The organism is Mesorhizobium sp. LNHC209A00 (assembly GCF_000502915.1).
Taxonomy (GTDB): domain Bacteria; phylum Pseudomonadota; class Alphaproteobacteria; order Rhizobiales; family Rhizobiaceae; genus Mesorhizobium.
Genome location: NZ_AYWT01000006.1, coordinates 327,197 through 340,669, shown reverse-complemented (window position 1 = coordinate 340,669; position 13,473 = coordinate 327,197). Strand labels below are relative to the sequence as shown.

Annotated in this window: 11 protein-coding genes and 1 pseudogene; 4 read left to right on the top strand and 8 right to left on the bottom strand. The window is 66.1% G+C overall.

The window, feature by feature from the left end; genetic code table 11:
• Positions 1 to 26: 26 nt before the first annotated feature.
• Genes X739_RS148515 through X739_RS148530 form a run of 4 tightly spaced genes read right to left on the bottom strand, consistent with a single transcriptional unit; the run spans position 27 to position 4,718 of the window.
• Positions 27 to 1,025: a ribose ABC transporter permease gene (locus X739_RS148515; protein WP_023770852.1), complete on the bottom strand. Its 999-nt coding sequence runs from the start codon at positions 1,023 to 1,025 to the stop codon at positions 27 to 29.
• Positions 1,022 to 2,563 carry a sugar ABC transporter ATP-binding protein gene (locus X739_RS148520; RefSeq protein ID WP_023795004.1) on the bottom strand — a complete coding sequence of 514 codons (1,542 nt, stop codon included), beginning with the start codon at positions 2,561 to 2,563 and terminating at the stop codon, positions 1,022 to 1,024. Before X739_RS148520 ends, X739_RS148515 begins: the two co-directional genes overlap by 4 nt.
• Positions 2,560 to 3,939: a carbohydrate kinase gene (locus tag X739_RS148525; RefSeq protein WP_023795003.1), complete on the bottom strand. Its 1,380-nt coding sequence runs from the start codon at positions 3,937 to 3,939 to the stop codon at positions 2,560 to 2,562. The genes X739_RS148520 and X739_RS148525 overlap by 4 nt, the downstream gene beginning before the upstream one ends.
• Positions 3,936 to 4,718, bottom strand: a complete 783-nt coding sequence (locus X739_RS148530) for a DeoR/GlpR family DNA-binding transcription regulator (RefSeq protein WP_023770855.1) — start codon at positions 4,716 to 4,718, stop codon at positions 3,936 to 3,938. Before X739_RS148530 ends, X739_RS148525 begins: the two co-directional genes overlap by 4 nt.
• Positions 4,719 to 4,897: 179 nt before the next feature.
• On the opposite strand from X739_RS148530, the pseudogene X739_RS01000000166235 reads away from it, so the two are divergent.
• From X739_RS01000000166235 to X739_RS148540, 3 genes and pseudogenes are all read left to right on the top strand, one after another.
• Positions 4,898 to 5,900: pseudogene (locus X739_RS01000000166235) on the top strand (class II aldolase/adducin family protein).
• 16 nt (positions 5,901 to 5,916) lie between these two features.
• The gene (locus X739_RS148535) at positions 5,917 to 7,191 is read left to right on the top strand and encodes an FGGY-family carbohydrate kinase (RefSeq protein WP_023774184.1); all 1,275 of its coding nucleotides are present in this window, start codon (positions 5,917 to 5,919) and stop codon (positions 7,189 to 7,191) included.
• Complete coding sequence (locus X739_RS148540) at positions 7,188 to 8,030, top strand: TIGR01459 family HAD-type hydrolase (RefSeq protein ID WP_023774183.1); 843 nt, start codon at positions 7,188 to 7,190, stop codon at positions 8,028 to 8,030. Before X739_RS148535 ends, X739_RS148540 begins: the two co-directional genes overlap by 4 nt.
• Here the strand turns inward: X739_RS148540 and X739_RS148545 are convergent.
• Positions 8,017 to 9,036, bottom strand: a complete 1,020-nt coding sequence (locus tag X739_RS148545) for a sugar-binding transcriptional regulator (protein WP_084056339.1) — start codon at positions 9,034 to 9,036, stop codon at positions 8,017 to 8,019. The two genes, X739_RS148540 and X739_RS148545, sit on opposite strands and share 14 nt — an antisense overlap.
• Before the next feature lie 167 nt (positions 9,037 to 9,203).
• On the opposite strand from X739_RS148545, the gene X739_RS148550 reads away from it, so the two are divergent.
• Complete coding sequence (locus tag X739_RS148550; protein WP_023795002.1) at positions 9,204 to 10,004, top strand: hypothetical protein; 801 nt, start codon at positions 9,204 to 9,206, stop codon at positions 10,002 to 10,004.
• A gap of 21 nt (positions 10,005 to 10,025) precedes the next feature.
• Here X739_RS148550 and ptsP read toward each other — a convergent pair whose 3' ends face one another.
• The 3 genes from ptsP to X739_RS148565 are packed head-to-tail and all read right to left on the bottom strand — an operon-like array spanning position 10,026 to position 13,473.
• Positions 10,026 to 12,011 (bottom strand): phosphoenolpyruvate--protein phosphotransferase, encoded by a 1,986-nt coding sequence (gene ptsP, locus X739_RS148555; protein ID WP_023795001.1) that lies wholly within the window; start codon positions 12,009 to 12,011, stop codon positions 10,026 to 10,028.
• A 56-nt stretch (positions 12,012 to 12,067) separates the two neighbouring features.
• Positions 12,068 to 12,448: a PTS glucitol/sorbitol transporter subunit IIA gene (locus X739_RS148560; protein ID WP_023783622.1), complete on the bottom strand. Its 381-nt coding sequence runs from the start codon at positions 12,446 to 12,448 to the stop codon at positions 12,068 to 12,070.
• A gap of 26 nt (positions 12,449 to 12,474) precedes the next feature.
• The gene (locus X739_RS148565; RefSeq protein ID WP_023783623.1) at positions 12,475 to 13,473 is read right to left on the bottom strand and encodes a PTS glucitol/sorbitol transporter subunit IIB; all 999 of its coding nucleotides are present in this window, start codon (positions 13,471 to 13,473) and stop codon (positions 12,475 to 12,477) included.

Here is a 13,473-nt window from a genome sequence, read left to right as displayed (position 1 = left end):
GTCGTTGATGCCGGCGACTAGGTCACTCACGTTCTTGCCCCTGACTGGAGCCGGTAGCGGTCGAGGGCGACCGCCACGATGATGACCAATCCCTTGATGATGTACTGCCAGATGTCAGAGACACCGGCCAAGATGAGGCCGTTGGAGAGCACCGCGATGATCAGGCCGCCGATCAGCGTGCCCCAGATCGAGCCGACGCCGCCGACGAAACTGGTGCCGCCGAGAATGACGGCGGCGATGGCGTCGAGTTCGTAGCTTTGCCCGAGCTGCAGGCCGTTGGCGGCGTAAAGCCTTGCCGCCGACATGGCGCCGCCAAGGCCGGCAAGCAGGCCGGAAACGCCATAGACGAAGAGCAGCACCAGCGGCACCTTGATGCCGGTCAGCCGAGCTGCCTCGGCATTGCCGCCGACGGCATAAATCCAGGTGCCGAGCACCGTGCGTTTCAGCACCAGCCAGGACAGCACCACCACCGACAGGGCGATGACGACGAGCCAGGGGATGCCGAGCACCGAACCGTTTCCGATGAAGTCGAACGGCAGGTCGGAGTTGAACACCGTCGTGTCCTGCCCGAGCAGGCGGGCAATGCCGCGCACAGCTGTCAGCGAGCCCAGCGTGACGATGAACGGCGGCAGCCTGATATAGGCGATGAGCAGCCCGTTGATGAGCCCAAAGCCGAGCCCCGCCAGGATGGCCGCAGGCACGCCGAGCAGGCCCCAGTCGGGCACCAGCGACACCAGCACCGCCACCATCGCGGCGGCTGCGAGGATAGAGCCGACCGACAGGTCGATGCCGCCGGTCAGGATGACGAATGTCATGCCGGCGGCAAGCACGATGTTGATCGACGATTGCTGCGTGACGATGAGCAGGTTGGTGCCGGTGAGGAAGCGCGGGTTGATGAACTGGAAGCCGGCCGCCAGCAGCACCAGCACCGGCAGCATGCCAAGCGCCGCAAGCGCGGTGCGCAGCCGCCGGCTCCTGACCGCCGCCTGATCCACGCTCTTCGTCGCGGTCGTCCTGTCTGTCATCGCTGAGACGCTCCCGTCGCTAGTTCCATGATCGCTTCCTGACGAAGCGGCTCGCCTTCGGATGCCGTCACCTCGCCTGATATGGCGCCGTCGCGCATCACCAGCACGCGATCGGCGACGCCGATCACCTCGGGCAACTCGCTTGATATCATCAGGATGGCGATGCCCCGGTTGGCGAGATTGTCGATCAGCCGGTAGATTTCCGATTTGGCGCCGACATCGACGCCGCGGGTCGGCTCGTCGAGGATGACCACCTTCGGCTCGGTCTCCAGAAGGCGCGCGAGCAACACCTTCTGCTGGTTGCCTCCCGACAGCGAGCCGGCATTGGCCTGCGCCGAGTTGGTGCGGATCGACAGGTCGGCAATGGCCTTTGCCGCACGCCTGTCGGCGGCCGTGAAATCGCGAAGGCCGCCGGCTCGCGCGTCCCTGACAAGTACGCCCATGCTGATGTTGTCGGAAATGGACATATCGAGGAACAGGCCGAGTTCCTTGCGGTCCTCGGTGAGGTAGGCGATGCCGGCGTCGAGCGCCTCGCGCGGCGAGTCGATGGTTATGGGCTTACCGTCGAGCTCCATCGTGCCGGCGCTGCCTTTGTCGGCACCGAAGATCAGCCGGGCAAGCTCCGTGCGGCCCGAGCCGACGAGGCCCGCCAAGGCCAGCACCTCGCCGTGATGGAGATCGAACGAACAGTTCTTCAGCAGACGAGCGTCGGACATGCCGCGCACCGAGAGCGCGACGGCGCGTTCTCCGTCTGGAGGGCGATGATCCTTCTTGTAGAAGGCGGAGAGATCGCGGCCGACCATCATCGACACCAGGCGCGAAGCGTTGAGATCGGCGCGATCGAGCGTACCGACATAGCCGCTGTCGCGCAGCACGCTGACGCGGTCGGCAAGTTGGTAGACTTCCTCCATGCGGTGGCTGATGTAGATGATGGCGATGCCTTGCGCCTTCAGCGTCGCGATCACCTCGAACAGGCGGTCGGTCTCGCGAGAGGTCAGCGATGTAGTCGGCTCGTCCATGACGATGATGCGCGCATTGGTCGACAGCGCCCGTGCGATCTCGACCAGTTGGCGCTCGCCGAGCGACAGGCCGGAGACCAGCGCACGCGCCGAGAACGAGACACCCAGCCGACCGACGATCTCTGCTGCGCGCCGGTTGCACTGGTCGCGGTCGACGATGCCGAAGCGGCGCGGCTCGTTGCCGAGGAAAATGTTCTGCGCCACCGTCAGGTTCGGCGCCAGCGACAGCTCCTGGTAGATGACCGCGATGCCGGCGGCGCGCGCCTTGATCGGATCGCCGGTCGCGGCGGGCGCGCCATCGATCAGGATCTCGCCGCCGGGATCCGGCCGATAGGCGCCGGACAGCACCTTCATCAGCGTCGATTTGCCGGCGCCGTTCTCGCCCATCAGCGCGTGCAGCTCGCCGGCGTGGACGCTGAGCGAGACGTCCTGCAGGGCACGGATCGCGCCGAAGGTCTTGGAGATGTGGCGCATCTCCAGCACCGGCTGGCGCGCCGCCTGCGTCTGCACCGCGCTCATCGCGTACCACCCGCCGCCGTGGCGGCGGCACCATGCCCGGCAACGAGATCGCGCCAGGCGTCGCGATAGCCGGCAAGCCCGCTGAATTGTGTCCCCTGCACCGGCTCTGGCGGCTCGGCTGCGAAGTCGCGCCCCACGCTCTCGAAGGCGAGCGCCGCGGCACCCGTGGCGCTGCCTTCGAGCGAAGCACCTTGCAGGAAGGCCTGACCGGGACGCAGCTGCGCCAGCAGCCCGGCAAGCAGGCCGCCAGTGTTCAGCCCGCCATCGATGATGACGGTGTCGTCGGAATGGATGAGATCGAGGCAGAGATCGATCATCAGCGCCACATAGAGCAGAGCCACGGCCGCGCGTTCCTTGGCATCGGGCGTGCGCCCGACCAGCCGGCCGGAACGGTCCGGCATCGGCCCGCCCGCAGCGAAGCTCGGCAGCGCCATGAGGCCGGCATCGATCGCCTGGTGGATCGAGCCACGCGGGATCGCGCCTTGCCAGTCGCCGCTGATGACGGCGAATTCGCGCCCGCCCATGAAGCGGATGGTCGGTACTGGACTACCGTCGACATCGACATTGACCAGCATGTCGCGCTCACGGTCGAGCGCTTCGAGCGGACAGTCGGGGTTGAGCACGACCACCCAGGTGCCGGTCGACACGACAGTCAGCGGGCCAAGCTCCTGGCGGCGATAGGCATGCAGTGCCGCATTGGAGTCGTGGACGCCGTTGTGGATGGCGACCGGGCGCCCGGCACCATCGAAGCGCTGCTCGCCGATGACGGCGCCGGCGCGTTCGAAAGCCGGCATCTGGCCACGCCAGCCCTCGGCGTCGACCAGCGAGGAGAAATCACGTTTGCGCGGTGCCCACAAATGCGAATGGCAGCCGAGATAGGAGACTTCGCAGACCGGCCGGCCGCCAAGGCGCCAGCTCCAGTACTGGGGATAGCCGAGGATCCATTTCGCCGCCGCGAACGCGTCGGGATCGACTTCCTGCAGCCATAGCATATGACGGCCATAGTTGAAGCCGAGCGGCAGGCGGGGGGAGAATGTCTCGCCGAAATCCGGGATGCGGCGGTCGATCCGCGCCACGATTTCGGCCGGTGGCTCCTGTTCGTAGTCGAGGATCGGATGGGTCAGCGCCTTGTCGTCGACAAGAGCGAAGGTACAACCATGGCCCGACACCATCACCCCTTCGACACCATGGTTTTCGACCGCGTCGGCCACGGCACCGAACGCCCAGCCATGGAGGGCGGCCTCGTCGAGCACGCTGAAGCCGCCGTGGCGCGCCCATTTCGGTTGCGTCCGGCGCTCGTCGAGAATACGTCCGTCCTGGCCGAAGACGAACAGCTTCGAATTGGTCTTGCCGAAGTCGAGCACCGCCACGTTCACGCGAGGGCTCCCGAGGTTGAAGCGATCCGCACCATGACGCCGGCATCCTCCAGCATGCGCGCATCGCCATCGGAGAGCCCGTCATCGGTGACCAGCGTGCCGATGCGCGACAGCGGCAGCGCGACATTGCGCGCGTGGATCGACAGCTTGCGGCTGTCGGCCAGCACCACGATCTGGTCGGCGCAGAGGCTGAGCTCGACGATGGAGCGGACCAGCAGCGGATGCGATTCCAGCAGCCCTTCCTGGTTGAGCCCTTGTGAGCCGAGAAAGAATTTCGAGGCATAGAAGGGCGTCGCCTGGGTCGGCGAATGGATGATGCCGGGTTCGCGGTGCAGATCGCCGCCGGCAACCGTCAGGCTGCAATGGCCATGGTCGCTGAGATAGGCCGCGAGCGGCATCGAATTGGTGTAGAGCCGGATGTTACGGTCGGCGAGCTTGACGCCGAGATGGAAGCAGGTCGAGCCGCCATGGACGATCACGGCGTCGCCATCGCGCACCATGGTCGCGGCGACGGCCGCGATCTGCCGCTTGGCCTCGACGGCAAGGTCACGGTTCTCGTCATAGGGCCGGGCATAGGCGACGCCCGCATGCGAGGCGCCATCGAGCGCCGAAATGCCGCCATAGACCTTGCGCGCCTCACCGGCCTCGTCGATACGGTCGATATCGCGCCTGACGGTCGCCGCCGAAACGCCGAGCCGCTCCTGCAATTCGCGCACGGAGGCAAACGGGCGATCCCGCAGCAATTCGACGATCTGACGCTGGCGGCCGAGGTCGCTCAACCTTTCCTCCCTGACGCCATTTCTATGGCAATTGGTGCAACTTACTCAACATTAGTTGGATTGCAAGCTGCTTTTGACGATAGTAGATCACTATTGACGCAGATCACTCACATCTGCGATACCAGCGCCAACACCCGTCCCGACGACGGGATTTCGTGCAAGCGTTGGAGAAAAGGGCCATGGCGACCCAAGCTGATGCACAGGAACTGGCCGCCTTGCGGGCGCTTTCGGCCAGCATCGGGCTGAACCCCCATATGACGCAGGCGGCGGGCGGGAACACCTCGCTCAAGGCCGGCGACACGCTGTGGATCAAGGCCTCGGGCACCTGGCTGAAGGACGCGCTCAGCGACGACATCATGGTGCCGGTGGCGATGGCGCCGCTGCTCGAGGCCGTCGACCGTCGCGACCCGGCCGCCGACAAGCCACAGGCCTTCGCCATCGAAGACCTCAATCGGCGCGGCCTGCGTCCGTCGATCGAGACCACGGTTCATGCCTTGATGCCGCAACGCGTGGTTCTGCACGTCCACTGCGTCGACACGATTTCGCTGGCCGTGCAAGCCGATGGCGAGGCCGAGGTCGCCACACGGCTGGGCGGCATCGAATGGGCCTGGGTGCCCTATTTCCGGCCGGGCCTGCCGCTCGCCCGTGGCATTGCCGAGAGATTGCGCCCCGGGGTCAACGTACTGATCCTTGGCAATCACGGGCTGGTGGTCGCCGCGGAAACCGTCGCCGAGGCGCAGGCCTTGCTGCACCGCGTCCGGTCGCTGCTGGCGCGCCCGGCGCGCGCGACCGCCGCACCCGACATCGCCGCCCTGACGACGCTGGCCGGCGACTACCGATTGCCGGCGGACATCGAAGCGCATGCTGTCGCGCTCGATCCGGAAAGCCTGGATATGGCCGAGGCCGGCAGCCTCTATCCNGAGGTCGGGCGAGGACGTAGCCGGCGTCGTCGCGCGGCTCGGCGCGGCGCCCCCGGCGATCCTGTTTCCCGGCGCCGGCGTGCTGATGCGCGGCGACGCCAGCGCCGGTGCCGACGCGATGCAGCGTTGCCTGGCCGACGTGACCACGCGCGTCGATGGCAAGGCGCGGCTGAACTATCTCACTGCCGCCGAGAATGACGAACTGGTCAACTGGGACGCCGAGCAGTATCGCCAGAAGCTCAACGCCGCCGGCACGGCCTGACAAGGAACGGGACGACATGACGCCACTTGTCGTCGGCATCGACATCGGCACCTCCGGCGCCCGCGCGGTCGCCATGCGCCAGGATTTTTCCATTGCCGCCCAATCAGCCGTGCCTCTCGACAAGTTCGGCCCGAACCCCCGCGATCCCCCGACCTGGTGGCAGGCGGTCCAGGCGGCGCTGGCCGGGCTGCTCTCAAGCATAGACCGTGCCACGGTCCGCGCCATCGCCGTCGACGGCACATCGGGCACGCTGCTGCCGGTCGACACTGATGGGCGGCCCCTGGCCGAGCCGCTGATGTACAACGACAAGGTCGATGACGTAGACATCGTGACCATCGTCGCGCGCGAGGCGCCGGAAGCGAGCGCCGCCCACGGGCCGACTTCAGGCCTCGCCAAGGCGCTCCGATTCCAGCGCTTGCCCGGCATGGCGGGCGTGCTGCACCAGGCCGACTGGATCGCCGGCAACCTGTCCGGACGCTTCGACGTCAGCGACGAGAACAATGCGCTCAAGACCGGCTATGACGTCGAGGCCCGCCACTGGCCTCATTGGATCGCGGCCACCGGCATGCGCATGAATTTACTGCCTGATGTCGTCGAGCCGGGCGAGGTCACCGGCACGCTCACCACGGCCGCCGCCACGCTTTTCGGCCTGCCGCGCGATGTGGTTGTGGTTGCAGGCACCACGGACGGCTGCGCCTCATTCCTGGCGACGGGCGCTACGGCAGCCGGCGACGGCGTCACCGCATTGGGTTCCTCGCTGACCATCAAGATCCTGTCCGACCGGCCGATCTCGGCGCCGCGCTTCGGTATCTACAGCCATCGTCTTGGCGACACCTGGCTAGCCGGCGGCGCATCGAATTCCGGTGGCAAGGTGCTGGCGCGGCATTTTCCGCTCGCGCGGATCATCGAGCTCAGCGCGATGATCGACCCGGCGACCGAGACCGGCCTCGACTACTATCCGCTTGGGACGGCTGGCGAACGGTTCCCCATCGCCGATCCGGGCTTGCCCCCACGGCTCACCCCTCGGCCTGCTGACGATGCCGATTACCTCAAGGCGATGTTCGAGGGCATGGCGGCCATCGAAGCGCTTGGCTACGGCAGGCTGGCCGAACTCGGCGCGCCGGCCCTAACCTCGATCCGCAGCGTCGGCGGCGGCGCCGCCAATCCGGCGTGGAGCGCGATCCGGCAGCGCAAGCTCGGCGTCGCGTTCCTGCCGGCCCTGTCGGACGAGGCAGCCGCGGGTACCGCACGGCTGGCGCTGAAGGGCGCAAGCGAGACAGGGCTTCTATGAACGTCGAACACCTCGATAGCATCGCACCGCTGGCGGAACGCTACCAAATCTTCCTGCTCGACCAGTTCGGCGTGCTGCATGATGGCCAGGCTCCCTATCCTGGCTCGGTGGATGCATTGTCCACGCTGAAGCGCGCCGGCAAAACCGTGGTGCTGGTTTCAAATTCCGGCAAGCGCGCCCGGCCCAACGAGGATCGCCTGCTGAAGCTTGGCTTCGCGGCCGGCAGCTGGGACCATTTCGTGTCTTCGGGCGAGGTGGCGTGGCGACGCTTTCACGACATGACGGCGTCCGGAGCGTTGCGGTCCGGCACGAAATGCCTGCTGATCAGCCGCGACGGCGACCGTAGCGCGATCGAAGGCCTGCCCTTCGCGCTATGCGAAGCCGGTGAAGAGGCTGAACTGGTGCTGATCGCGGCCAGCGAGGGAGATCGCTACGGCCTCGACCACTATCGCAGGCTGCTGGCCCCGGCTGCAACGCGACAAGTGCCGTGCTTCTGCACCAATCCAGACAAGATCATGCTGACGGCGATCGGACCCCGCTTCGGCGCAGGCGAGATCGCCGATCTCTACGAAAGCCTGGGCGGCAGCGTCACGCGCATCGGCAAACCCTATCCGGGGATCTTCGAAGCGGCGCTCGCGTTGGCCGGCGAACCGGAGCGCGGCAGCGTGGTCTGCGTCGGCGACAGCGTCGAACACGATATTGCTGGCGGCAACGGAGTCGGCATCGCGACGGCACTGGTGATGGGTGGGATATTGGCCGACGCGCCTGACCTCGCCGCAGTCTTCGATGAGCATAAGGCTTGGCCGGACTATACGGTGTGGTCCTTCAGCTTTCGCTGACCGCCGCCAGGATCCGCCTTGCACTCTCCTCGTCGGTGATCAGGATTGTGGGCGCGATCAGGTTCATTGCGCCGAGCAGGGCGTCGGTCTTCTCCGCGCCGCCGGAGGTCAGAATGCGGATTGGCGCCTTGCGCAGCCGGTCGACATCCACCGACATCACATGGTTGTTGACGGGATGGTCGACCAGATCGCCGTTGCGGTCGTAGAAGTGGAACAGGAGGTCCCCGACGGCGCCGCGCGCCAGCAGCGCCTCCCGGTCCGCTTCCCTTAGGAAGCCGCCGCGCGAGAAGGTGGTGGCCGAAGCGATCCCGCCGACACTCAGCAGAACGGCATCGAGTGCGTCGGCCATTTCAAAAACTTCCTGCAGGCCGCAGCGTTCGATCAGCGCGATCTTGGTCTCGACGCTGTCGACGACGGCTGGCGTCGGCATCAGATAGCCGTCGCCCTGAAAAATCTGGGCGAAGCGCCAGGCGAACTCGGCCGGGTTGACCCGGCGCGCGACGCCGACGCCGCCAAGCAGCGAAATCACCTTGAAATCGGTCAGCGACTTGGCGCTGATGAACGGCAAGGTGTGGAACAGTGTATTGCCCCAGCCGACACCGACCTGCATGCCGGATTTCATCGCGTCGGACAGGAACATGCCGGTCTTGGCGGCTATTGCCGGGATCGGATCGGCACTGGCCGCCGTCAGCGGCGCCACCAGGGCCTGCTGCAGGCCGAAGGTTTTTTCCAGCGCGCGCTCCAGCCGCACGATCTCCAGAAGCTCGCTCTCGATGGTAATCTTGACCTCGTTGCGCGACCGCGCCTCCGCCAGCATGCGCACGATGGTGACGCGGCCGACGCCGAGCACATCGGCGATCTCGTTCTGCGTCATCTGCTCGACGAAATACATCCAGGCGGCGCGGATCCTGAGGCGGTCCGTGCGGCTCTCGCTGACGACCTGCTCGGTCGCTTCGGCTCCTGCCCGCCTTTCCTCGGCCCGCCTTTCATCGGCCCGCCTTTCCACGATTTGTCGTCCCCTGGCCAATCATCCCTCCCCCGCGACGGCGCGCCGTCGCCGATTCTGCATGCTGGTCTAGTATCGCCTATTGATCTACCAATCGATAGGAACAATGTAGAGTGGGTGGCGCCCGTCACGGATGGCGCCGCACGGCACATTCGAGGCTAACCGCGATGCTCCGACAAATCTCCGAAGATGTCCGCGTCAACCTCAAGGACCGGCTGCGGGAAGTCCGCGACATCATCCGCCAGAGCCGCCACGACCGCGCCAGCGATGCCAGCCTGCTGCGCGAAGCAACCAGCCATCTGCCGCCATTTCCGGGCAAGGGCATCGAAGGCCTGCTCAGTCATGCCGCGAGTGCCGTCGACGAAGCGCTGTCGATCGCCGAATCCTTTGTCCCGCACGAGCGCCCGATAAGGGTGGACGGAACGACTGTAAAAGGGCTCGCCACCTATTTCCCGGCCGGTGACGAAGACCAGCAATTGAGCGCCGAGCGCTTGTTCCGGCGCGATATGTACTATCTGACCAAGGCGGTGCTTGCCGGGCTGAAGATCGACCACGCCCGTATCCATGAAGCCGGGTTCGCCGCCGTCCACGCGGCCATGCGCAAACGCCATGGCGAATTGTTGGCTGCGCTGGCCGCGCCGCGTGCCGGACTGCAGGCCATCGCGGCCATCTGCGCGGCACTGCTGGTCGAGTTGCTCAACCAGCGTCCGGTCCGCTTTGGCGAAGCCGCGCCGGAAACGAACGCCGCTGACGGCCAGGCGCTCGACATAAGCTGCCTGGCGCCGGTCGTCCTGGCCTGCGGCCTGGCGACCACCGGTCGCGACGGCGCGCCGGAGCCCGACATGCTGGAAATCGCAATTCTGGCGGCCGACATACGTCATGAGCGCATTGCCCAAGCGTGCGCCAAGGCGAGCCCGGTCGATGAATTGACACCTGTATTCGCCACCTTGCTTGCGCATCTGCCGTAAGCTCCAGCGGCGATTGCGGAACTACTCCCCGGCTGCCATCGCCGTGATCGTCTTCTTGGCGCGCTGGATCGAGGCCGGGCTCATCGACAGCTCGGTCAAACCCATCTCCAGGAAGGCCGGAATGAGATCCGGCCGGCCCGCCGCCTCGCCGCACATGCCGACCATGATGCCGGCGGCGACGCCGGCCTTGGCCGTCAGCTCGATCGCCGACATGACCGCCGGATTGGTGACGTCGTTGAGCTTCGCAACGGTCGGGTTGAGCCGGTCGGCGGCCATGATGTACTGGGTCAGGTCGTTGGTGCCGATCGAGAAGAAAGCCACTTCCTTGGCCAGTGCCGGGGCGATCAGCACGGCGGCCGGGGTTTCGATCATCACGCCGAGATCGAACGTCGCATGCGGCACGCCTTCGGCCTTGAGTTCGGCGGCGCATTCGTCGACAAGAACGCGCGTCTGCCGCACCTCGCCGAGATCGGAGACCATCGGCAGCATCACCTTGATGTTGCCATGCACGGCGGCCCTCAGCAGCGCCCTTAGCTGGCGCTTGAAGATATCGGGCCGGTCGAGGCACATGCGGATGCCCCGCCAACCGAGGAAGGGGTTCTCCTCGTCGGGGAACTCGATGCCGGCAATCGGCTTGTCGCCGCCGATGTCGAGCGTGCGCACGATGACCGGATAGGGTGCGAAGGCCTTGGCCAGCGCCGCATAGGTCTCGGCCTGCATGTCCTCCGACGGAAGGTGCATATGGCGCATGAACAGGAGCTCGGTGCGGAACAGGCCGACACCCATGGCGCCGGCCTCTTGCGCCGCCTCGATCTCTTCCAGCGAGCCGATATTGGCCGCGACCTCGATGACCCTGCCGTCCGCCAGCTTCGGCGTCACCGTCTTGAAGGCGGCCAGGCCGGCACGCTCCTTCGCCGCCGCTTCGACACGACCGGCGAAATCGGCGCGCGTCGCCGCATCGGGGTCGATGATCACCTGGCCGCTGTTGCCGTCGAGCGCCACCTCTTGCGCCTTGCGCAAAAGGTGGATCCGGTCGCCAAGGCCGAGCACCGCCGGAATGCCATGCGAGCGGGCGATGATGGCAATGTGCGAGGTAGCGCCGCCATGGCCGCACACCACGCCGCCGATGCGTTTCAGCGGCGCCCGCGCCAGATCCCAGGCGCCGATATCATCGGCGATCAGAATCGCGCCTTGCGGGATGTTTTCGAGGCTGGCGTCATCCTGGCCAAGCAGCACCAGGCTGATCTGCCGTCCGACCGCATGGACATCGTCTGCCCGCGCATTGAGATAATGATCGTCGACGGCGCTGAAGTCGGCGGCGATGGTGGAGGCTGCGGTGATCGTGGCCGAGACAGCGTCATTGCCGCCCTTGATTGCCTTCTCGGCCTCGCCGGTCAGGCTGTCGTCGGCGGCGATATCCCTCAGCGCCGCGACGATGCCCTGGTCCCCGGCCGACAGGCTATCCTGCGCCAACGCCCGGTCCATGCGTGCCTGGACGGCGGCGACGGCGGCGTGAAACCTGTCGATCTCGCCGGCGATCTCATCGGCCTGCAGCATGCGGCCCTGCCCGGCGATGTCAGGCGGGAAATGTGCGAAAGCGGGCCCGATGGCGACGCCCTCGCTTGCAGCGACGCCGCGCAAACCACTGCTTGCTTCGTCTGATAGGGCGGGCGCGGATCGGGGCGCTGGCGCGGGTGCCGCTTCCTTGCCGTGGTCATTGGCTGGAGCGTGGGTTTCTTCGTCGTCGAGACCCGCCTTGGGGTTTTCGAGATAGCCGATCAGCGCCTCGATCGCCTCGATGGCGTCGGCGCCGTTCGCCCGCACGGTGACTTCCTGGTTTTCCTTGACCGCCAGCAGCATCAGCTTGACCGAGCTCTTGGCACTGACCGCCTTGCCGTCCTTGACCAGTTCGACGTCGGATTCGAAAGCCTTGGCGAGCTTGACGAAGCGCGTGGCGGGACGGGCGTGCAAACCTTCATGCACTCTGACGATGGTCGAGCGTTCCATGGCGAATACTCTGCTTTTTTGGGCGCCAAAGCCAGACTGGCTGGGCGCGAATGCTTTCAGGCGGCGATGGTGATGATCGTGTCTGTCTTCAGGGCAGCCACGAGGGCTCGCGTATCGACCTGGGATGCGCAGATCTCGCCCGGCCTTTCGGCCTCGGTGGCGCCGTTGAACGAGATGACGACGTGGCCCATCTCGAGCACCTTGCTCCAGGCGCTGGAGCCGACGGCGGTTATGACAGCCGAAACCGGGCCAAGGGTGATCGACGCGCCCTGTTCAGGCGCGCCGTCGCTGGGTCCGATCTCCGTCTTGTGGAGCACCGAGACCTCGGCAAGCTCCGGTGGCGAGCCATCCGCGAACAGAATGACCACGCCGCCCTCGGCGAGGTCCGCCACTTCGGGTCCTATTGCCGTGACCCGTGTCTTGAGAAGAACCGACATATGGCGAACCTCGTTATTTCTGGTGTTTAAAACACGATCAGGGAGACGACCCAGGCGATCAGCACCGAGACCGGACCCATGATCTGGCGGCTGATGAGCACCGCCGGCACGCCGATTTCGATGGTTTTCGGCTTGGCTTCACCCAGTGCAAGGCCGACGGGAACGAAGTCGCAGCCCACCTGGGTGTTGTAGGCAAACAGAGCCGGCAGCGCCATCGCCGGGGAGATCGTGCCGTTGGCAATCTGCGGGCCGATGATGGCGACGCCGATAACCTGCGCGATAACAGCGCCTGGCCCCAGGATGGGCGACAGGAACGGCAGGCCGCAAATGGCCGAGATGATCAGCAGACCGACGATATTGTTGGCCAGCGGACCCATCGGCTGCGCCAGCACGTCACCGACGCCGGTATACAGGATCAGGCCGATGAGCATTGTCACGAAAGCCATGAACGGCAGCACGTTGCGGATGACCTGGTCGATGGTGCGGCGGCCGGCATTGAAGAAGATGCCGACGACACGACCCATGACGCGGCCGATCGTGCTGATGAAACCGATCAGGCCACCCTCGCTGGGCAGCGCCGTCGGCGTCGCTGTGTTGTTGGTCGAACTCATCGATGCTGCTCCCCCTGCAGTCGTGACCGCCTCGGACCCGTCCGCCATTGTGACGTCGGCCGGCTTGACGCCCGAAACGTAGATATCCTCGGTGATGAACTGGGCGAGCGGCCCGGACTGTCCGACCGGCGTCAGGTTGACGGTCGGGATACGCTTGCGCGGATAGACGCCGCATCGCGCGGTGCCGCCGCAGTCGACGACGACAACCGCCATTTCGCTTTCGATCGGCGGCGCCCTGAAGCCGTCGACGGCTTCAGCGCCGGTCATATCGGCGATGAGCTGCGCCACCGGATGAATACCACCACCGGTGACTGAAACAACCTTGCTGCGCTGTTCGGTCGGCTCGATCACAAGCGGACCGCCCCACCCTGTTTTGCCCCGGGTGATCCGTACGGCTTTGTATGTCTTGGCCAT

What these genes read in the sequence shown, in the direction of transcription:
- X739_RS148515 (WP_023770852.1), bottom strand. Translation starts at nt 1,025, where the DNA reads ATGACAGACAGGACGACCGCGACGAAGAGCGTGGATCAGGCGGCGGTC.
- X739_RS148520 (WP_023795004.1), bottom strand. Translation starts at nt 2,563, where the DNA reads ATGAGCGCGGTGCAGACGCAGGCGGCGCGCCAGCCGGTGCTGGAGATG.
- X739_RS148535 (WP_023774184.1), top strand. Translation starts at nt 5,917, where the DNA reads ATGACGCCACTTGTCGTCGGCATCGACATCGGCACCTCCGGCGCCCGC.
- X739_RS148540 (WP_023774183.1), top strand. Translation starts at nt 7,188, where the DNA reads ATGAACGTCGAACACCTCGATAGCATCGCACCGCTGGCGGAACGCTAC.
- X739_RS148550 (WP_023795002.1), top strand. Translation starts at nt 9,204, where the DNA reads ATGCTCCGACAAATCTCCGAAGATGTCCGCGTCAACCTCAAGGACCGG.
- ptsP (WP_023795001.1), bottom strand. Translation starts at nt 12,011, where the DNA reads ATGGAACGCTCGACCATCGTCAGAGTGCATGAAGGTTTGCACGCCCGT.
- X739_RS148560 (WP_023783622.1), bottom strand. Translation starts at nt 12,448, where the DNA reads ATGTCGGTTCTTCTCAAGACACGGGTCACGGCAATAGGACCCGAAGTG.
- X739_RS148565 (WP_023783623.1), bottom strand. Translation starts at nt 13,473, where the DNA reads ATGGCCAAGACATACAAAGCCGTACGGATCACCCGGGGCAAAACAGGG.